This is a genomic window from Pseudomonas sp. AE27 (assembly GCF_037113495.1).
GTDB lineage: Bacteria > Pseudomonadota > Gammaproteobacteria > Pseudomonadales > Pseudomonadaceae > Aquipseudomonas > Aquipseudomonas palmensis.
In genome coordinates this window covers 710,696-731,229 of sequence record NZ_CP146966.1, presented here as the reverse complement: position 1 = coordinate 731,229, position 20,534 = coordinate 710,696, and the positions used below count along the sequence as shown (strand labels likewise).

The following is a 20,534-nucleotide window of genomic DNA, read 5'->3' as shown; positions in this document are numbered from 1 at the left end:
AGGGCTGCCGCTTTGACGAGGTATCAGCTAGCCGGGTTGACCGGCTTTTCCGGATACCAGGCATCCAGCAACGGGCTGACTTCGATCTTGGTCAGCTCGCTGCGGCCTTTGAGCCATGCCTGCACTGCAGCACGCTGCTCTTCGGTGACCGAGCCACGATCTGCCTTGCAGACCAGACCGAAGTCGTCGCCGCCGACGTAGTCCAGGCCGTTGGCATCCATGGCTTCATCCAGGAAGGCGTCGAGGAAAGCGTCAATGGCTTCGTCGGACAGGTCTTCCTTGAACTCCAGGTTCAGTTCGAAACCCAGCTCCTGGAACTCGTCTACACACAGTTTTTTACGCAGACGGCGGGAACGGTTGGTCGCCATGAAACAATCCTCTTAAGTAATAACGCGCGGCACTTTACCAGTTCCACCGCGAAACTGCCTGAATAAAACCCGAAAAATCGCCGCACTGACAGGCATTGTTAGGCACATGGGCAGCATGCGTGGTGCATAATGCGCGCTATATTTTTCCATACCGGGGCCGTCACCCTATTGCGCTCTGGTTTTTTTCACCCCTCGCCTGCAGGGTTTCAGTGCAAATGACCACATCTCTACGTTCACTGCTGTTCGCCGGCCTGCTGCTGCCACTGGCCATGCCGGCCCACGCCGCCCCCGTCAACACCACCCTTTCGCCCAAGGTGCAACAGGCCCTCAAGACCAACAAGCTCGACGGCTCCGCGCTGTCGCTGGTGATGCTGCCGCTCAATGGCCCGGGCACACCCACGGTGTTCAACGCCGATGTGTCGGTCAACCCGGCCTCGACCATGAAACTGGTCACCACTTATGCCGCGCTGGAAATGCTCGGCCCGACCCACCAGTGGAAAACCGAGTTCTACACCGACGGCACCCTGAGCAACGGCACCCTCAACGGCAACCTGTACCTCAAGGGCGGCGGCGACCCCAAGCTGAACATGGAAAAACTCTGGCTGCTGATGCGCGACCTGCGCGCCAACGGCGTACAGACCATCAATGGCGACCTGGTGCTGGACCGCAGCCACTTCGTGCAGCCCCAGCTTCCCCAGTTCAACGACGACGGCGGCGATGAAAACAAGCCGTTCCTGGTCAAGCCCGACTCCCTGCTGGTCAACCTCAAGGCCTTGCGCTTCGTGGCACGCAACGATGGCGGCAAGGTCCTGGTATCGGTAGAGCCGCCCATCGCCAGCATCCGCATCGACAACCAGGTCAAGGCGGTACCGGGTAACCAGTGCAAGGGCGAAGTGCGCTACAACCCGGTGACCCAGGCCGACGGCGTCAGCGTGGTGGTCAGCGGCCAGTTGGCTGACGGCTGCAACTCCCAGACCTACCTGGCACTGCTCGACCACCAGACCTACGCCGCCGGCGCGGTACGTGCCATCTGGAACGAACTGGGCGGGCGCATCATGGGGGCTGACCGGGTTGCCGAAGTTCCCAAGAGTGCACGCCTGCTGGCCCGCGCATTCTCCCCGGACCTGGTGGAGGTGATCCGCGACATCAACAAATACAGCAACAACACCATGGCCCAGCAACTGTTCCTGAGCCTGGGCGCGCAGTACCGCACCGATGCCGACGGCGACGATGCCCGTGCCGCACAGCGCGTGGTGCGCCAGTGGCTGGCGAAGAAAGGCATCACCGCGCCGCATCTGGTCATGGAGAACGGTTCAGGGCTGTCCCGTGCCGAGCGTGTCAGCGCCAGGGAAATGGCCACCCTGCTGCAGGCAGCCTGGAAGAGCCCCTACGCTGCCGAATTCATCAGTTCGATGCCGCTGACCGGCATGGACGGCACCATGCGCAAGCGCCTCAAGCGCACCGCCATGACCGGTGAAGCACACATCAAGACCGGCACCCTGAATACGGTGCGTGCCATCGCCGGCTTCAGCCGCGACAGCAACGGCAACACCTGGGCGGTGGTGGCAATTCTCAACGACCCAAAACCCTGGGGCGCCTCGGCAGTGCTCGACCAGGTGCTGCTGGACCTGTACCGCCAGCCAAAGCTCAACAGCAGTACCGCAGCGCTGCAACCCTGAGCCGGGCTCAGGGCTCCACCCGGGCGTGTAGGCGGTGGCTGCAAGGTAGCCACCCCCACACGCCTGATCACATCCTGCGCGCCATCAGCGCGCCTGGATGCGCCATGCGCGGTGGATCTTGCTGTTGCGCGCGAAGTCCGGGTCCAGGGTCTGGGCGGTGATCTCCTCGACCGCGTAACGCTCCTGCAAGTGTTCGTCGAGCTGGAACTTGCGGAAGTTGTTGGAGAAATACAGCACGCCACCCGGTGCCAGGCGCGCAACGGCCAGGTCAAGTAGCTCCACATGGTCACGCTGTACGTCGAACACCCCTTCCATGCGCTTGGAGTTGGAGAAGGTCGGCGGGTCGATGAAGATCAGCTCGTACTCCTCGCGGCAGGCCTGCAGCCACGCCATCACGTCGCCCTGCTCCAGGCGGTTCTTGTCCGAGAAGCCGTTGAGCGAGAAGTTGCGCCGCGCCCAATCCAGGTAGGTTTTCGACAGGTCGACACTGGTGGTGCTGCGCGCGCCACCCTTGGCCGCATGCACGCTGGCCGTGGCGGTATAGCAGAACAGGTTGAGGAAGCGTTTGCCGGCCGCCTCGCGCTGGATGCGCATGCGCATCGGGCGATGGTCGAGGAACAGCCCGGTATCGAGGTAGTCGGTCAGGTTGACCAGCAGCTTGACGCCGCCTTCGCTCACCTCGGTGAACTGACCCTGGCTGCTCTGGCGCTCGTACTGCTTGGTGCCGGATTGCCGCTCGCGCCGCTTGATCACCACGCGGCTCTGGTCGATGTTCAGCGCCTGGGGGATCGCCGCCAAGGCATCGAACAGGCGCGCCTGGGCTTTTTCCGGGTCGATCGAGCGCGGCGCGGCGTACTCCTGAACATGCACCCAGTCATGGTAGAGGTCGATGGCCAGCGCGTATTCCGGCATGTCGGCATCGTAGACGCGGTAGCAGGTTATGTTCTCGCGCTTGGCCCACTTGCCCAGCTGCTTGAGGTTCTTCTGCAGGCGGTTGGCGAACATCTGCCCGCCTTCGCTCAGACGCGCCGGCTCGCTGGCGACTGAAACCACGGGCTCGCTCGGCTCGCTGCCCCGCTCGCGCTCTGGCTGACGACGCTCGCCGGTGACGAACTGATCGGGCTGCACCCTGATCAGCAGCAGCTTGCACGGCAGCGCGCCGTTCCAGAAGGCGTACTGCTTGTGGCTGCGAATACCCATGCGCTTGCCCAGATCGGGCGCGCCGGTGAATACCGCCGCCTCCCAGTTCAGGCAGGCCTGGCGCAGGCGTTCGCCCAGGTTCTGGTAGAGATACAGCAGGCTGGCTTCATCACCCAGACGCTCACCGTAGGGCGGGTTGCAGATTACCAGGCCCTTCTGGTTCTGGTCGGGACGCGGCTCGAAGCTGCCCACTTCGCCCTGGTAGATCTTGATCCAGTCGCTCAGGCCCGCACGCTCGACGTTGTTGCGCCCTGGCTGGATCAGCCGCGGATCGGCCTCGTAGCCGCGGATCCACAGCGGCGGACGTGCCAGCCCGGCTTCGGCGCGCGCCTTGGCCTCGTCGTGCAGCTTGCGCCACAGCGCCGGCACGTGACCCAGCCAGGCGCTGAAGCCCCAGCGCTCGCGGCGCAGGTTCGGCGCGATATCGGCGGCAATCATCGCCGCCTCCACCAGGAAGGTACCCACACCGCACATCGGGTCGGCCAGCGCGCCGCCCTGGGCGGCAATACGCGGCCAGCCGGCACGGATCAGCACGGCAGCGGCAAGGTTTTCCTTCAGTGGCGCAGCCCCCTGCTGCAGACGGTAGCCTCGCTGGTGCAGGCTGTGGCCGGACAGGTCCAGGGACAGAATCGCCTCGCCGCGTTCCAGGCGCAGGTGCACACGCAGATCGGGGTTGAGCTTGTCTACCGAAGGCCGCTCGCCCGCCGCATTGCGCAGCTTGTCGACGATGGCATCCTTGACCTTGAGCGCGCCGAAGTGGGTGTTGTCGATGCCCGAGCCGTGCCCGCTGAACTCCACGGCCAGGCTGCCAGTGGCTTCCAGGTGATCCTGCCAGTCGACGGCGTTGACCCCGTCATACAGGTCATCGGCGTTCTTCATGTTGAAGCGCTTGAGCACCAGCAGTACGCGGTTGCCCAGACGCGACCAGAGGCACAGGCGATAGGCGGTTTCCATGTCGGCTTCGCCGCGAATGGCCGAGGTGTGCTCTCGCACATCCTCCAGGCCCAGCCCACGGGCTTCTTCGGCAAGCAGGCCTTCCAGGCCCTTGGGGCAGGTGAGATAGAGTTCGAAACGGTCCGACATGAGTAATCCAAGCCTTGAGCAATAGGTGAAAAGGCAAGCGCATCGCCCCTTCGCTGTTTGATCGAACGCCTTCCAGCAGGCGTTCGAATGGCGCTGACATGGCGCCGGGCCGCCGGACAACGGCCATTTACCCCAGGGTAAAAAGGCTTTGATCGTCCGGCAGAATGAAAAATTCTAGTAAAACTGCGACTTTTTATGACCCTTCGTCGTTTTGAGCCCCTGCGTTGGAAGTGATTCTCAACGATGGCGTTCTGACCTGAGCCATGAGCAAAGCCTGATCATAGCTGGCTTTGCCTTCATTTCGCCGCTGAAGCAATTTTTTACTTATCCCCTGACCCTTGGAAAGGTTACGTCCTTATGACAAAACGATCATTCACACTGTGACCTGCATTGGTTAGAACTCGTATCAGGTTGTCCTGCAACGGGGCAACACTTCCAGCTCGCCACGCCGGCAGCGAGCGCATAACCGGCAGAACGACTCTGCCCGGCCTCAGCCGAGGCCGACGGGACATTACAGTCAACAAGTGAGGGCAACACCCTATGAGAAGACTTAAGCGTGATCCGTTGGAAAGAGCATTTTTACGTGGCTACCAATATGGGGTCACCGGCAAATCCCGCGAGCTTTGCCCTTTTACTCTACCGTCAGTACGCCAAGCCTGGGTCAACGGCTGGCGCGAGGGACGTGGCGACAACTGGGACGGTATGACCGGCACTGCGGGTATCCATAGACTCAACGAACTTCACGCCGTTGGCTGAACGAGGATCTGAATTCTAGTCACCATGCACGCTCTATCCGAGCGGCGGGCTGCGGCCCAGGGGCCCCTTTTGAGGGGCCCTTTTTATGCCCGCTCAGCGTGGCCCCATGGCGGCGATGGCGTCCACCGACTCGCGAATCAGCGCAGGCCCCTTGTAGATGAACCCGGAGTAGATCTGCACAAGGCTTGCACCGGCAGCGATCTTCTCGGCGGCGTGCTTGCCTTCGGTGATACCGCCTGCTGCGATGATCGGCAGCTTGCCACCCAGTTCGGCGGCCAGCATGCGCACCGTGTGGGTACTCTTGTCGCGTACCGGGGCGCCCGACAGCCCACCGGCCTCGTCAGCATGCGCCAGGCCTTCCACACCTTCGCGGCTGAGGGTGGTGTTGGTCGCGATCACTGCGTCCATGCCAGTGGCCAGCAAAGCCGACGCCACCTGTGCGGTTTCCTCATCGCTCATGTCCGGGGCAATCTTGATGGCCAGTGGTACGCGCTTGGCATGGGTCAGGGCCAACGCCTCACGGCGCTCGGCCAGGGCCTGGAGCAGTTGCTTGAGCGAATCGCCAAACTGCAGGCTGCGCAGGCCCGGGGTGTTGGGCGAACTGACGTTGACGGTGACGTAGCTGGCGTGACCGTAGACCTTCTCCAGGCAGATCAGGTAATCGTCCACTGCCCGCTCCACCGGGGTATCGAAGTTCTTGCCGATATTGATGCCCAGCACGCCATGGTAATTGGCCGCACGCACACGCTCGAGCAGATGGTCGACGCCCAGGTTGTTGAAGCCCATGCGGTTGATGATCGCCTCGGCTTCAGGCAGGCGGAACAGCCGCGGCTTGGGATTGCCTGGCTGCGGGCGCGGGGTCACGGTGCCGATCTCGACGAAACCGAAGCCCAGTTGAGCGAAGCCGTCGATGGCGGCACCGTTCTTGTCCAGCCCCGCTGCCAGCCCGACCGGGTTGGCGAACTGCAAGCCCATGACGGTTACCGGCAACTGCGCCGGCGCCTTGGTCAACAGCCCGTTGAGGCCCAGGCGCCCACCTGCACCGATCAGGTCCAGCGACAGGTCGTGGGAGGTTTCCGGGGACAGTTTGAACAGCAGCTGGCGGGCCAGGGTATACATGGGCAGGCTTAGCTCGAGGTGTGGGAAGGCAGCGATTATAGCGGTGCAGCCGCCACGAAGACAGGCCCGCGTACGCCTTGCACCCACCGCCCGATCAAATCGCAGGCAAAGAAAAGCCCGGCCGGAGCCGGGCTTTTCTCAAGCGTCAGACCAATTACTTGGCTTGGGCTTCTACTTGAGCTTCAACGCGACGGTTGACAGCGCGACCAGCTTCGGTGGCGTTGTCAGCTACCGGACGGGTCTCACCGTAGCCAACCGATTCAACGCGGTTCGACTCAACACCGTACTGGTTGGTCAGAACCTGCTTCACGGCGTTTGCACGACGCTCGGACAGCTTCTGGTTGTAAGCGTCAGGACCGACGGAGTCAGTGTGACCTTCAACAGTGGTGGTGGTGGATGGGTACTGCTTCATGAAGTCAGCCAGGTTCTTGATGTCGCCGTAGCTGTTTGGCTTGACGACCGACTTGTCGAAGTCGAACTTGACGTCCAGCTCTACACGAACGACTTCAGCAACAGCCGGGCAGCCATCAGCGTCAACGGTGACGTTGGCTGGGGTGTCAGGGCACTTGTCGACGTTGTCGCACACGCCATCGTTGTCGCTGTCGGAGCAGACTTCAGCTACTGGAGCTGGCGCAGGAGTCGGTGCAACCTTGCCACCGCTACCACCGAAGTTCAGACCCAGACCCAGGGATGGGCCCCACTCGGTGTTGCCGTTGTCGATGTTGTACATCGCTTCAACGCCAGCACGGGCGAACAGGTTGTCGGTGATGTACCACTTGGCGCCAGCGCCCAGGTTGGCGAAGGTGGAGTGATCGCGACCGTTACGGGTAGCTTGGCCCAGGCTCTCGTGAGCGAAACCAGCCGATACGTAAGGACGGATTGCGTCACCAACGGTACCCAGGTGGTAGGTGGCGTCCAGCTTGGCCTTGGAACCTTTGATGTCCTTGTTGAACACGTCGCCACGAGCGTTGTGAGTCTCGTTGTAGCCCAGGTCCAAGGACACGTCGTCGGTCAGGAAGTAACCGAGGCGAACACCAGGATTGGTGCCGTCGTTCTTGAAGTTACGCTCGCTGTCGTAGTACTGCTTGGTGACGTTGCCTTCAATTTCGACTGCGCCTTGGCCTTGTGCCAGAGCGCCGAAGGAAGTTGCGGCAACAAAAGAACCAATGGCCAAGCCCAAGGTGTTTTTCAATTTCATCCGTTAAATCCCCATCTGGTGATTGTTAAGTAGTCCCACCAAACCCGGGGGACAACTCGTCGACAAGTTTAGCAGACCTTGTCGATACGTTAGAGATATTTGCGACTCACTAAGTTTCGGTGAGGCCCGCAAATTTCTCGCGTAGCTTGTCGAGCGCACGCTTGTAGCGCATTTTCGTGGCGCTCAGGCCCATGTGCATGATGTCGGCGATCTCCTGGAACTCCAGCTCTGCGACAAATCGTAGCACCAGGATTTCGCGGTCGATCGGGTTCACATGAACCAGCCATTTATCCAGCCCGCCTTTCTCTTCCGGTTTGGGGGCCTTCTCTTCAGAGGCCTCCTCGAGCGGATCGAGACTTAGCGCATCCATCAAACGACGTTTGCGCCGCTCCTTGCGGTACTGGGTGATGCATTCGTTGTAGGTGATGCTGTAGAGCCAGGTCTTGAATTTCGACTTGCCTTCGAAATTCTTCAGGCCGTACAGCACCTTCAACATCACCTCCTGACAGACATCGTCAGCATCCCGATCGTTCCCCAGATAACGTGCACACACGTTAAAAAGGGTCCGCTGGTAGCGCCGCATGAGCTCTTCATAGGCGCGAGTAACATGAAAAAGCTCCTCATGCGAACGCGCCACCAACTCCTCATCAGTGAGCTCGCGGGGGTCGTAACGCATGGGCAGCGAGTGAACTTTATTCAAAACAAATCTGGCCGACAGTCAGGTCATTGTCGCCGCTCGCCCTGCCTGGGCGATTTTGCGGCGGCATACATTAGCAGGATTTGCCCGGTTAGCGGCTACTGACCCGCTGCTCCAGGAGGATCCGGTTCGACAGCGATACCAGTTCACCCTCGTCGGTGAGCACGGTCGTCTTGACCGTGCCGATCTCTTCGATCTGCCCCTCGACCTCGCCAATCTGGACCTGCTGGCCGACCTGATAGAGCTCACGTACGTAAATTCCAGCCAGGATCTGCCCGGCGATTTCACGGCTGCCCAGGCCCATGGCCAGCGCAACTGCCAGACCAACGGTAATCAACCCGATGACAATCACGTGGTTGAGCAGGTCGGTCTTGACCTCCAACTGGCTGATGGCCACCGAAATGCTGATGATGATGACCAGGCCCTGGGCGATACGCCCGACCCCTGCGGCGTATTCCAGGCCGATGCCCTCGGCGGCACCGCGCACCAGGCCGTTGACGATCTGGGCCAGCAGCACACCGGCCAGCAGCACCAGCGCACCGCCAAACACCTTGGGCAGGTACAGCGCCAGCATGTCCAGGGTCGCCGAAACACGTTCAAGCCCCAGGGATTCGGCGGCCGAAACCAGGAAGATCAGCAGCACGAACCAGTAGACGATCTTGCCGATCAGCGTCGAGATCGGCACCTGGATGCCCACCCGGCTGAGCATCTTGGTCAGGCCGGTGCCGCCCATCAGGCGATCCAGGCCAAGCTTGGCCAGCAGCTTGGACAACAGGGTATCGAGCAGCTTGGCAACCACAAAGCCCAGCAGCACCACCACCAGCGCCCCAAACAGGTTGGGGATGAAGTTGGCGACTTTGGTCCACAAGGCGGTCATCGCCGCCACCAGGCTCTGGGTCCAGAGATCAAGTTCCATAATCAATCAGCCTTATCAGCTTTACGGGCAGAAGCGTTACGACGCACCGGCGCGACATGCGCCGAGCCATTGTTCACGGCGATCATCAGCGCCTGGCTCCAACGGCCGAGCAGGCTGAACAGATCGCCCGCGCCTACCTGACGGTTGGCGGTCTTGAGGACCCGGCCCAGGCAGGCGTCGTCGTCGCGGTCTTTGCCGGACGGCGAGGCCTTGAGCAGGTCCCGCAGGGATTCTTCAAACGGATCGTGCATGGGCACCTCGCGCAATGTCTGTCAAAGACGAGACGCTCATAGGGCGGGTCACATGAACAATCTGCGCAAATGTTGTAGGAAATTTCAAGAAAGTGCCCCTATACCCAGCGAAGACGGCGAAACAGCCACCATTGGCCCAGGGCCAGCACGAGCACCAGCAAGCTGGCATAAAGGAAGCCATAGGGGTTTTCCGAACCCGGAATGCCCCCCACGTTGATGCCCAGCAAGCCGGTCAAAAAGCTCATGGGCAGGAAGATACAGGTGATGATTCCGAAGCGGTACATGGTCTTGTTCATGCGTTCGCTCAGGCGCCGGTCCTCGCTTTCAAGCACCAGCGCCACGCGCTCGCGGGTCAGTTCCAGCTCTTCGAGGTAGCGGATCAGGCTGTTGTTGAGCTCGTTCCAGTAGTCGGCATCGTCCGGCGCGAACCATGGCCATTTGTTGCGCGCCAGCTGCGCATAGATTTCCCGCTGCGGCGCCAGGAACCGACGCAGGCCGGCGGCGCGCCGCCGCATCTGCTGCAGGCTGCCGTGCTCAGGCGTATACCGTTCGTCGGATTCGAGTTTTTCTTCCTCTTCATCCACCACTTCGGACAGGTCCGACACCAGCGCCTGGACCTTTTCGGTCAGCAACTGGGCCAGGCTCAGCAACAGCTCGGAGGCCGTGGTCGGGCCACGCCCCTCGTCCAGTTGCTGAAGCAGCTCGTCGGTGGCCCGCAGCGGCCGCAGGCGCAGCGAAATCACCCGCTGCGCCTGGGCGAAGATACGCACCGACACCATGTCTTCGGGTTCGGCGCCCGGGTTGAGGTTGACCCCGCGCAGAAACAGCAACATCTGCGCATCCGGTAAAGGCACCAGGCGCGGCCGGGTGTTTTCCTCCAGCAGCAGGTCACAGGCGAAGGGGCTCAGGCCGCTGTCATGGCGCAGCCAGGTCTGGGTTTGCGGGTGGCTGCGATCCCAGTGCAGCCACAGGCTCTGCTCCGGCTGCAACTGCAGATCGTCCAGTTCGGTTCGAGCGATCGAACGCGCACCGCCCTTGCCATCGAGTACCAGGGCATGCACCAGCCCCCACTGCGCGTTTTCTTCCTCGAACATCCCTACCCCACGCACCGTCAGCGAAAATTACTCGGGCATCTTCAACGGGCTGGGCGACACGATGACACCGTTGTTGTCAGCGTACACGTACTCCCCCGGCCGGAAGGTCACACCAGCGAACGTGACCACCACATTCAGGTCACCAATGCCGCGCTTGTCGGTCTTCATCGGGTGGCTGGCCAGCGCCTGCACACCCAGATTGGTTTGCGCCAGCGCATCCACGTCACGCACGCAACCGTAGATCACCAGCCCTTCCCAGCCATTCTTGGCGGCCTTCTCGGCAATCATGTCACCCAGCAGCGCCCGGCGCAGCGAACCGCCGCCGTCGACCACCAGCACCTTGCCCTTGCCATCCAGGTCGGCTTGCGCCTTTACCAGCGAGTTGTCCTCGAAGCACTTGACGGTGACGATCTGACCGCCGAACGAATCGCGGCCGCCGAAGTTGCTGAACATCGGCTCCAGCACCTGCACCAGGTCCGGGTAGGCGTCACACAAGTCGGGGGTAAGGTAATGCATGGGAAACTCCTGTCGATGGCCAATTGAATGGAAAGCGGATTTCACACGTTCACTGAAAAGACGAAGCCGGCGCACCGGCGTTTAACCAAGGCTACACGCCGACGGGCTGCGGGTCACCTGTCTCGGCCGGGGCCAGCATGGCCTGCGGGTCGCTCAGCCAGCGCTCCACCAGCGGCCACACCTGGGCCTGGGCCGGTTTGCTGACCAGCATATCGACATGACCGAAATTGTCGAAGCCTTCCTCGCGCCCCAGCCGCACGAAACGCTTGTGCTCGCTGCCTATTTGCTCGAACAACTTGCGACAGGCCCACACCGGGTCCTGGTGATCTCCGGCCCCAGCCACCGCCAGCACTGGCACGCGCACCTCGGCAAGCCCGGCCCACCAGTCGCTCTGCTTGTCGCCAAAGCGTCCGAACAGGCCGAACCAGCGCATGCTTTCCAGCGCCAGGCCGATGGGCTCATCTTCGGGCCCGCGCTTGAGCCGCGAACCTGACAGGTGTGCAAAGCGCTTGAGCAGCAGGCGCCCGCCCCACTCCACCGGTGGGATTTTCAATGGCCAGTAGGTACGGCTGACCTGAGTGCCGAAAAAGGCCGCACTGGCGACCTGCTCCTGGGCCAGGTAAGCCCCGCCCAATGCTGCCGCCAGCGTGGTACCGCCCAGCGAGTGGCCAAGCCAGTGCGGGGTGCGCCCGCTCACCTCGCACACGAACGCGGCAATTGCCGGCAGATCGTAACGGGCATAGTCCGCCACACGGTTGTGGCGGTAGTCGCGGTTGCGGGGTGACAGCCCATGGCCGCGCATTTCCGGTATCCACACGTCGAAACCGGCGCGTGCCAGGGTCGCGCCCAGGCCGATACCGCGCGGCGAGAACCAGAAGCGCCGGTTGGAAAAGCTGCCATGCAACAGGATGACCGGGGCACCGCGCACCTCGCTCTGGTCGGCCATGCCAAGGCGTGTCAGCGCCAGCTCGACCGTACGGTCGGGGCTGTTGCCGGCCTTGAGCCGATACACATCTTCGCTGAGGTCGCCGCGCCGCTCGGCACTGAGCAGGGCAACGGGAAAAAGAGTACTGCTGCTTTGCATAGGTTACTTGCACAAAAAAGGGCGAGCCCATCACTGGATCACGCCCTGAAAATCCGTTGAAGCGGCCGCCCGACGCCTCCTGGCTGGCGGCCGCTCCTCTTCAGCGCATCAGGCCTGGGCCTGGCCCTCGGCCAGGAAGAACCAGGTTTCGAGCACCGAGTCAGGGTTCAGCGAGACGCTTTCGATGCCCTGCTCCATCAGCCACTTGGCCAGGTCAGGGTGGTCGGAAGGGCCCTGGCCGCAGATACCGATGTACTTGCCGGCCTTGTTGCAGGCCTGGATGGCGTTGGCCAGCAGCTTCTTGACCGCAGGGTTACGCTCGTCGAACAGGTGCGCAATGATGCCGGAGTCGCGGTCCAGGCCCAGGGTCAGCTGGGTCAGGTCGTTGGACCCGATGGAGAACCCGTCGAAGTACTCGAGGAACTCATCGGCCAGGATCGCGTTGGAGGGCAGCTCGCACATCATGATCACACGCAGGCCGTTGACGCCACGGCCCAGGCCGTTCTCGGCCAGCAGGTCGACCACCTGGCTGGCTTCGCCCAGGGTCCGTACGAACGGCACCATGATCTCGACGTTGGTCAGGCCCATTTCGTCGCGCACGCGCTTGAGTGCACGGCACTCGAGCTCGAAGCAGTCACGGAACGATTCGCTGATGTAGCGCGAGGCGCCACGGAAGCCCAGCATCGGGTTTTCTTCTTCCGGCTCGTACAGCTTGCCGCCGATCAGGTTGGCGTACTCGTTGGACTTGAAGTCCGACAGGCGCACGATGACCTTCTTCGGCCAGAACGCTGCGGCCAGGGTGCTGATGCCCTCGACCAGCTTCTCGACGTAGAAACCGACCGGATCGCCGTAGCCGGCAATGCGCTTGTCGACGCTTTCCTTGAGCTCGGCCGGCAGGCCGGCATAGTTGAGCAGTGCCTTGGGGTGCACGCCGATCATGCGGTTGATGATGAATTCCAGGCGCGCCAGGCCGACACCGGCGTTGGGCAGCTGGGCAAAATCGAATGCGCGATCCGGGTTGCCGACGTTCATCATGATCTTGAACGGCAGGTCGGGCATGGCATCTACCGAGTTCTGGCGAATGTCGAAGCCCAGCTCGCCTTCGAAGATGAAGCCGGTATCGCCTTCGGCGCACGACACGGTCACGCCCTGGCCATCCTTGAGCAGCTGGGTGGCGTTGCCGCACCCGACCACCGCTGGAATGCCCAGTTCACGGGCAATGATCGCGGCGTGGCAGGTACGCCCGCCACGGTTGGTCACAATGGCGCTGGCGCGCTTCATCACCGGTTCCCAGTCCGGGTCGGTCATGTCGGACACCAGCACGTCGCCGGGCTGGACCTTGTCCATCTCCGAAACGTCCTTGATGATCCGCACCTTGCCGGCGCCGATGCGCTGGCCGATGGCACGGCCTTCCACCAGCACGGTGCCGGTTTCCTTGAGCAGGTAGCGCTCCATGACGTTGGCCTGGGCGCGGCTCTTCACGGTTTCAGGGCGCGCCTGCACGATGTACAGCTTGCCGTCGTCACCGTCCTTGGCCCACTCGATGTCCATCGGGCACTTGTAGTGCTGCTCGATGATCATGGCCTGCTTGGCCAGCTCGCTGACCTCTTCGTCGCTCAGGCAGAAACGGGTGCGGTCGGCCTTGTCGACATCGACGGTCTTGACCGAACGACCGGCCTTGGCCTCGTCGCCGTAGATCATCTTGATGGCCTTGCTGCCCAGGTTGCGGCGCAGGATGGCCGGGCGCCCGGCTTGCAGGGTGCCCTTGTGCACGTAGAATTCGTCGGGGTTGACTGCGCCCTGCACGACGGTTTCGCCCAGGCCGTAGGCGCCGGTGATGAACACCACGTCACGGAAACCCGACTCGGTGTCCAGGGTGAACATCACGCCGGCGGTGCCGGTTTCGGAACGCACCATGCGCTGCACGCCGGCCGACAGGGCCACCAGCTTGTGGTCGAAGCCCTGGTGCACGCGGTAGGAAATGGCGCGGTCGTTGAACAGCGAGGCGAACACTTCCTTGGCCGCGCGGATCACGTTGTCCACGCCGCGGATGTTCAGGAAGGTTTCCTGCTGCCCGGCAAACGAGGCGTCCGGCAGGTCTTCGGCAGTGGCCGAGGAACGCACGGCGACAGCCATGTTCGGGTTGCCCTGGGACATTTCGGCGAAGGCGGTACGGATTTCGGTGTTCAGCCGCTCGGGGAATTCGGCTTCCATGATCCACTGGCGGATCTGTGCGCCGGTGCGGGCCAGGGCATTGACGTCATCCACATCCAGCGCGTCGAGGGCGGCATGGATCTGGGCGTTCAGGCCGCTCTGCTCGAGAAAGTCACGGTACGCCTGAGCCGTAGTGGCAAAGCCGCCGGGGACCGATACACCGGCGCCCGCGAGATTACTGATCATCTCTCCGAGGGATGCGTTCTTGCCCCCCACATGCTCTACATCATGGACGCCGAGCTTATCGAGGGAAACTACGTACTCTACCAAGGTGATCTCTCCACTAACTGTGTTGGAAAAGCTCATGACGCCGGTCAGTTCGCTGTGACCGTACCGGGCGTTTGTGGCCTGGACCTGGAAAATAAGTGAGAATGCCGACCAGGGATGTTCGGCAAACCGAACGTATCATATCCAAGAATCGTCACCAGCTTAAGGCCCAAGGCGCAAATGAAACGATCTGCTTTCTTTATTTCCGACGGCACCGGCATCACTGCCGAAACGCTGGGACAAAGCTTGTTGGCACAATTCGAGAGCATCGGGTTCAACAAGTTCACGCGACCGTACATCGACACCGTGGACAAAGCGCGCACCATGGTACAGCAAATCAATACCGCCGCAGAACGCGACGGCGTGCGCCCGATCATCTTCGACACCATCGTCAACCAGGATATCCGCGAGATCCTGGCTACCTCCAACGGCTTCATGATCGACATCTTCTCGACCTTCCTGGCGCCGCTGGAACAGGAGCTGACCGCCCATTCGTCGTATTCGGTGGGCAAATCGCACTCGATCGGCGGCAACTCCAACTACATGGAGCGCATCGAGGCGGTGAACTTCGCCCTGGACAACGACGACGGTGCGCGCACCCACTACTACGACAAGGCCGACCTGATCCTGGTGGGCGTATCGCGCTGCGGCAAGACCCCCACCTGCCTGTACATGGCCATGCAGTTCGGCATTCGCGCAGCCAACTACCCGCTGACCGAAGACGACATGGAGCGCCTGCAGCTGCCACCGGCCTTGAAGAACCACCAGCACAAGCTGTTCGGCCTGACCATCGACCCCGACCGCCTCACTGCCATTCGCCACGAGCGCAAGCCCAACAGCCGCTACGCCAGCTTTGCCCAGTGCGAGTTCGAGGTGCGCGAGGTGGAGAACCTGTTCCGGCGCGAGAACATTCCCAACATCAACTCCACGCATTTTTCGGTGGAAGAGATATCCGCCAAGATCCTGGTGGAGAAAGGCGTGGAGCGGCGCTTCAAGTAAGCCGCCCGGCCGGCCTTGCCGGCGCAGCGGCCCACCCCGCCAAAAGAAAGCCCCGGCACAGGCCGGGGCTTCTTTTTACCTGCTACACACTCACGACGGCACCGCCGCCGACTGCCCGCTCAGCGCCAGGTCAACCAGCTCGCGGTTGGCCACCGCGTACATGGCGTAATCGGTGCCGGTGGCCGCACGCAGCTCATCGAGCATCGCGCGCCAGCGCTCCACCATCACCGCATGCTGCGCCAGCCACAAGGCTACCCGCGCATCCATGTCGGCAGGCGCATCGACCATCTGCAACACGGAGATGGTGATGGCGCGCTGCTGCAGGTCGATATCATCGCGAAACGCTTCACGTGCCAGTGCCTGCCAGTTGTTCTCCACCGGCAGGTTGCTGATTTCCTGCAGGTACCAGGTCAGGTCCAGCGCGCTGCCCACGGCGAAGAACGCCTTGGCCACCTCGGCCGGGTCCTGGCCGGTCACATCGGAAGCCTCGATGATCGGCAACAGGGTGTACAGGTGCGTGGTTCCGGCCACCATGCGCGCCAGCAGCTCCGGCACGCCGGCTTCGACGAAGCCCTGGTAGCGGGTCATCCAGCGCTCGCGGGTCGGCCCCTCCAGCAGTTCGTCCAGCTTGAGCCCCAGCGCCGCGATCTTGGGCCCGAAGTGGGCCACGTCACGCCCGGCATCCTGCTCGTTGCGACGGCTGCGCAGGAACCAGCGCGTGGCCCGGCGGCCCAGGCGCATCAGCTCGTCCATCAGCGTCAGCTGCACTTCGGCGGGCACCAGGTAGTCCAGCGCCTCGATCTGGCGGAACCAGTGCGGCAGGTGGAAGATGTCGCGCACGATCACGTAGGCACCGGCCACGTTCGCCGGGCTCATGCCCGTGGACTCCTTGAGCCGCTGCACGAAGGTGATGCCCATGTTGTTGACCAGGTCGTTGGCGATCTGGGTGCTGACGATCTCGCGCTTGAGGCGATGGCGACGCATGGCCTCGGCGAACTTGTTCACCAGCGACGGCGGGAAGGCCGTCTCCATGTCGCGGGTCAGGTAGTCGTCATCCGGCACCAGCGACTGCAGCAGGGCTTCCTTGAGGTCGATCTTGCTGTACGAGATCAGCACCGACAGCTCGGCCCGGGTCAGGCCCTGGTTGGCCGCAATGCGCTCGGCCAGTTGCTCTTCGGTAGGCAGGAACTCGATGGCCCGGTCCAGCTTGCCGCGACTTTCCAGGTCGGCCATCAGGCGCTTGTACTCGGAAATCCGCTCACGCGCCCGGCGCGCCGCCAGCGACAGTGCCTGGGTCTGCTTGTAGTTGTTGCCCAGCACCAGCGCAGACACTTCGTCGGTCATGCTGCCCAGCAACTGGTTGCGCTGCTTCTCGGTCATGTCACCGGCCTGCACCACCTCGTTGAGCAGGATCTTGATGTTGACCTCGTGGTCGGAGCAGTCCACGCCACCGGCGTTGTCGATGAAGTCGGTGTTGGTCGCGCCGCCGTTGAGGCCGAACTCGACCCGACCCAGCTGGGTCATGCCCAGGTTGCCGCCCTCGCCCACCACCTTGCAGCGCAGCTCGTTGCCGTCCACGCGCAACGCGTCGTTGGCTTTGTCGCCCACATCGGCGTGGCTCTCTTCGCTGGACTTGACGTAGGTGCCGATGCCGCCGTTCCACAGCAGGTCGACCGGCGCCTTGAGCAGCGCATTGAGCAGCTCGGTCGGGGTCAGCTTGTCGGCCTCGATGGCAAAGCGTTCCTTCATCTGCGGGCTGATGGCGATGCTCTTGGCACTGCGCGAGAAGATCCCGCCACCTTCGGACATGATGCTGGTGTCGTAGTCGCTCCAGGCCGACCGCGGCAGGTCGAACAGGCGCTTGCGCTCGGCAAAGCTGCTGGCAGGCTCCGGGTTCGGGTCGATGAAGATATGCAGGTGGTTGAAGGCAGCCACCAGTTGCAGCTTGTCGGACATCAGCAGGCCGTTGCCGAACACGTCGCCGGCCATGTCGCCCACACCGACCACGGTGATCGGGTCCTGCTGCACGTTGATGCCACGCTCGCGGAAATGGCGCTGCACGCCAACCCACGCACCACGGGCGGTAATCCCCATCTTCTTGTGGTCGTAGCCGGCCGAACCGCCCGAGGCAAAGGCGTCGCCCAGCCAGAAGCCGTAGTCGATGGCGATGCCGTTGGCGATATCCGAGAAGGTCGCGGTGCCCTTGTCGGCCGCCACCACCAGGTACGGGTCGTCATCGTCGTGACGCACCACGTTGACCGGCGGCACCAGCACGCCGTCCTTGAGGTTGTCGGTAATGTCCAGCAGGCCGGAAATGAAGATGCGGTAGCAGGCGATGCCTTCGGCCTGGATATCGTCGCGGCTGCCGCCCAGCGGCAGGCGGCGCGGCAGGAAGCCACCCTTGGCACCCACCGGCACGATCACCGAGTTCTTCACCTGCTGCGCCTTCACCAGGCCCAGCACTTCGGTACGGAAGTCCTCTTCGCGGTCCGACCAGCGCAGCCCGCCGCGTGCCACGTTGCCAAAGCGCAGGTGCACGCCCTCGACCCGCGGCGAATACACGAAGATCTCGAACTTGGGCACCGGCTTGGGCAGCTCGGGAATCAGCCTTGGGTTGAACTTGAAGCTGAAGTACGACTTGGCCTGGCCATTGGCGTCGGTCTGGTAGAAGTTGGTGCGCAGGGTGGCCTTGATCAGGTCCAGGTAGCGACGAAGGATGCGGTCTTCGTTGAGCACCTGCACGTCGTCCAGCGCGCTCAGGATCGCCTGTTCCAGACGTTGCTGCTTGTCGTCCAGGTCATCCCCGGCCAGCTTGCGCGCCAGGTAGAAGCGGGTCTTGAACAGTCGGGTCAGCTCGCGGGCGATGTCGGTATGGTTGTTCAGGGTGCTGGCGATGTAGCCCAGGTCGAAGCCCAGGCGAATCTGCTTGAGGTAGCGGGCATAGGCGCGCAGCAGCGCCACGTCGCGCCACGGCAGGCCGGCGGTCAGCACCAGACGGTTGAACGCATCGTTTTCGGCGTCGCCGTTGACGATGTGCACGAAAGCATCCTGCAGGGTGTCGTTGAGCTGCTGGATATCCAGGTTCAGGCCTTCGCTGTAGGTGAAGGCAAAGTCATGAATCCAGAACTCGCGGCCATTGCTGTGGCGAAGACGGTACGGGAACTCGCCCAGTACGCGCAGGCCCAGGTTTTCCAGGATCGGCAGCACGTCCGACAGCGCCAGCGGGGTGTCGGCGTGGTACAGCTTGCAGTGCAGCTGCTGTTTGCCGGCCTGGGTGAGCGGCTGGTAGAAGCTCATCACCAGCGGCTTGCTGTCGGACAGGGTCAGCAGGTGCTGCATGTCCACCACCGCCGAATGCGCGGCAAAGCGCTCGCGGTAGCCAGCCGGGAAGCCTTTGGGGAAGTCGGCCAGAACATTGGTGCCCTGGGCCTCGCCGAAGCTCTCGACGGTCAGGCTGGCATAGTCGTCCTGCCACGAACGGCAGGCCTGCACCACTTCGTTTTCCAGCTGCTGGGGGTCGATGTCGATGCGGTTTTTCGGGTCGACTCGCAGAATCAGTTGCACGCGGGCCAGCACCGACTCGGAGAAGAAGGTCCAGAACTCGCAGTCGCTGGCCTTCAGGCGCTCCATCAGCACCTGCTGGATCTTCTGGCGCACCTCGGTGGAATAGATGTCGCGCGGCACATAGGCCAGGCAGTAGCAGAAGCGCCCGTAGGGGTCCTTGCGCAGGAACACGCGAATCTTGTTGCGCTCCTGGATCTGCACGATCGACATCACGGTGCTGAACAGCTCGTCCACCGGGGTCTGGAACAGGTCGTCGCGCGGCAGCACCTCGAGTACCTGGGCCAGCTCCTTGCCCAGGTGGGCCTTGGCGTCGAAGCCCGAACGGCGCTCCACTTCGGCGACCTTGCCGCGAATGTACGGGATCACCCGCACACTTTCGCCATACACCGACGAGGTGTACAGGCCCATGAAGCGGCATTCCTTGATCACCTTGCCGTCGGCGTCCAGCTGGCGGATCGACACGTAGTCCGGGTAGGCCGGGCGGTGCACGCGGCTGGGGTGCGCGGCCTTGGCGAACGACAGCAGCAGCGGCTCGTTGAGGTAATTGACGGCGTAGTCTTCGATGCGCAGGTCGTCGGCGCTGAGGCCGCTGCGCAGGCGGCGGGTCAGGCCGAGGAAGGACTGCTCGTCATACTCCAGCTGGCCGCCCTGGGCGTCGGCCTTGACCACGAACTCTTCGTAGCCCAGGAAGGTGAAATGGTTGCTCACCAGCCATTGCAGGAAGCTCTTGACCTCGTCCTTCTCGGCAGCGGCCGGGGCGTAGGCCGTGTGGTCGATCAGCTCGAGCAGCTCGCGCACCTTGGCCTTCATCGGCTCGAAATCGGCCACCACCACGCGCACTTCGGCCAGCACCTGCTCCAACTCGCGGGCCAGCAGGTTGAGCTCGGCGGCATTGGCGCAGCGGTCGATCTCCAGGTACATCAGCGATTCCTGCAGGATGCCCTCACCCTGGGTGCCCTTGGGCAGAATCTCCAGCAGCTCGCCCTTGGCCCCGCGACGCACGCTGAGCACGGTGGTCTGCAGGGTATGGATGCTGTAGCCGCGGCGGTTGAGCTCGGTACGCACCGAGTCGACCAGAAACGGCAGGTCATGGTGCAGCACTTCCACGGCCGTGTGGGTGGACTGCCAGCCGTGGCGTTCGTAATCGGGGTTGTAGACCCGAACCTGGGGTTCGGTGTGGTCGAAGCGTTCGATGATGCGCCAGGCCGAGAGGGTGCAGCCGGCCAGGTCGGAGAGGCGACGCTGGGTCAATTCGTCAAGAGAGATGATGCCAAAGAACTGCTCGGCAAACAGCGCCACTTGTGGCAGTGCCTGTTCCCCGATGTGCTGCGCCAGGGCCGCCTGCAGTTGATGCTGGAAGTCGGCTTTGCTGGCTGCGGTGAAAAACGCCATCTGTGGTACTCCGCTTGGGCTTGTTATTGAGTGAAGCGTCGCGCACATGCCGTCATGCTCGGATCAACCATAGCCAACCACACGCTGGGTGTCGTCGGGTTGTCCATCGACAGGGCAGCTTAACGACTGGCCGGTCA

The 20,534-nt window shown here is 62.7% G+C and carries 15 protein-coding genes; 3 read left to right on the top strand and 12 right to left on the bottom strand.

The genetic code is table 11. The annotated features are described in order from the left end of the window. Positions 1 to 23 precede the first annotated feature (23 nt). Entirely contained in the window at positions 24 to 368 is a 345-nt protein-coding gene (locus tag V9K84_RS03430; RefSeq protein WP_043864604.1) for a YggL family protein, read from the bottom strand. 215 nt (positions 369 to 583) lie between these two features. Here V9K84_RS03430 and dacB point away from each other — a divergent pair, with 215 nt between their 5' ends. Further along, positions 584 to 2,047: a D-alanyl-D-alanine carboxypeptidase/D-alanyl-D-alanine-endopeptidase gene (gene dacB / locus V9K84_RS03425; RefSeq protein ID WP_043864605.1), complete on the top strand. Its 1,464-nt coding sequence runs from the start codon at positions 584 to 586 to the stop codon at positions 2,045 to 2,047. Between the two features lie 84 nt (positions 2,048 to 2,131). On the opposite strand, the gene rlmKL is transcribed toward dacB, so the two are convergent. After that, positions 2,132 to 4,330 carry a bifunctional 23S rRNA (guanine(2069)-N(7))-methyltransferase RlmK/23S rRNA (guanine(2445)-N(2))-methyltransferase RlmL gene (gene rlmKL / locus V9K84_RS03420; protein ID WP_078479588.1) on the bottom strand — a complete coding sequence of 733 codons (2,199 nt, stop codon included), beginning with the start codon at positions 4,328 to 4,330 and terminating at the stop codon, positions 2,132 to 2,134. Between the two features lie 540 nt (positions 4,331 to 4,870). On the opposite strand from rlmKL, the gene V9K84_RS03415 reads away from it, so the two are divergent. Beyond that, positions 4,871 to 5,086 carry a ribosome modulation factor gene (locus V9K84_RS03415; protein ID WP_078479587.1) on the top strand — a complete coding sequence of 72 codons (216 nt, stop codon included), beginning with the start codon at positions 4,871 to 4,873 and terminating at the stop codon, positions 5,084 to 5,086. 93 nt (positions 5,087 to 5,179) lie between these two features. On the opposite strand, the gene V9K84_RS03410 is transcribed toward V9K84_RS03415, so the two are convergent. The 9 genes from V9K84_RS03410 to ppsA all read right to left on the bottom strand — a co-directional run bounded on the left by V9K84_RS03410 (position 5,180) and on the right by ppsA (position 14,445). Next, positions 5,180 to 6,205, bottom strand: coding sequence for a quinone-dependent dihydroorotate dehydrogenase (locus V9K84_RS03410; protein WP_043864607.1), 1,026 nt, complete (start codon positions 6,203 to 6,205; stop codon positions 5,180 to 5,182). A 154-nt stretch (positions 6,206 to 6,359) separates the two neighbouring features. Then, positions 6,360 to 7,403 carry an OmpA family protein gene (locus V9K84_RS03405; protein WP_043864608.1) on the bottom strand — a complete coding sequence of 348 codons (1,044 nt, stop codon included), beginning with the start codon at positions 7,401 to 7,403 and terminating at the stop codon, positions 6,360 to 6,362. A 109-nt stretch (positions 7,404 to 7,512) separates the two neighbouring features. After that, positions 7,513 to 8,103, bottom strand: a complete 591-nt coding sequence (gene sigX, locus V9K84_RS03400) for an RNA polymerase sigma factor SigX (protein ID WP_026001337.1) — start codon at positions 8,101 to 8,103, stop codon at positions 7,513 to 7,515. Between the two features lie 88 nt (positions 8,104 to 8,191). Further along, entirely contained in the window at positions 8,192 to 9,016 is an 825-nt protein-coding gene (locus tag V9K84_RS03395) for a mechanosensitive ion channel domain-containing protein (protein ID WP_043864609.1), read from the bottom strand. A gap of 2 nt (positions 9,017 to 9,018) precedes the next feature. Continuing rightward, complete coding sequence (locus V9K84_RS03390) at positions 9,019 to 9,273, bottom strand: CrfX protein (protein ID WP_173925061.1); 255 nt, start codon at positions 9,271 to 9,273, stop codon at positions 9,019 to 9,021. Between the two features lie 92 nt (positions 9,274 to 9,365). After that, the gene (locus V9K84_RS03385; RefSeq protein WP_043864611.1) at positions 9,366 to 10,361 is read right to left on the bottom strand and encodes a zinc transporter ZntB; all 996 of its coding nucleotides are present in this window, start codon (positions 10,359 to 10,361) and stop codon (positions 9,366 to 9,368) included. Positions 10,362 to 10,388: 27 nt separating this feature from the next. Further along, positions 10,389 to 10,877 (bottom strand): ribonuclease E activity regulator RraA, encoded by a 489-nt coding sequence (gene rraA / locus V9K84_RS03380; protein WP_043864612.1) that lies wholly within the window; start codon positions 10,875 to 10,877, stop codon positions 10,389 to 10,391. Between the two features lie 91 nt (positions 10,878 to 10,968). Further along, entirely contained in the window at positions 10,969 to 11,961 is a 993-nt protein-coding gene (locus tag V9K84_RS03375) for an alpha/beta fold hydrolase (protein ID WP_043864613.1), read from the bottom strand. 108 nt (positions 11,962 to 12,069) lie between these two features. After that, positions 12,070 to 14,445 (bottom strand): phosphoenolpyruvate synthase, encoded by a 2,376-nt coding sequence (gene ppsA, locus V9K84_RS03370; RefSeq protein WP_043864614.1) that lies wholly within the window; start codon positions 14,443 to 14,445, stop codon positions 12,070 to 12,072. Between the two features lie 177 nt (positions 14,446 to 14,622). Here ppsA and V9K84_RS03365 point away from each other — a divergent pair, with 177 nt between their 5' ends. Continuing rightward, positions 14,623 to 15,441 (top strand): pyruvate, water dikinase regulatory protein, encoded by an 819-nt coding sequence (locus V9K84_RS03365; RefSeq protein ID WP_043864615.1) that lies wholly within the window; start codon positions 14,623 to 14,625, stop codon positions 15,439 to 15,441. Positions 15,442 to 15,531: 90 nt separating this feature from the next. Here the strand turns inward: V9K84_RS03365 and V9K84_RS03360 are convergent, their stop codons facing one another. After that, positions 15,532 to 20,397: an NAD-glutamate dehydrogenase gene (locus V9K84_RS03360; RefSeq protein ID WP_054916210.1), complete on the bottom strand. Its 4,866-nt coding sequence runs from the start codon at positions 20,395 to 20,397 to the stop codon at positions 15,532 to 15,534. Between the last annotated feature and the right edge of the window lie 137 nt (positions 20,398 to 20,534).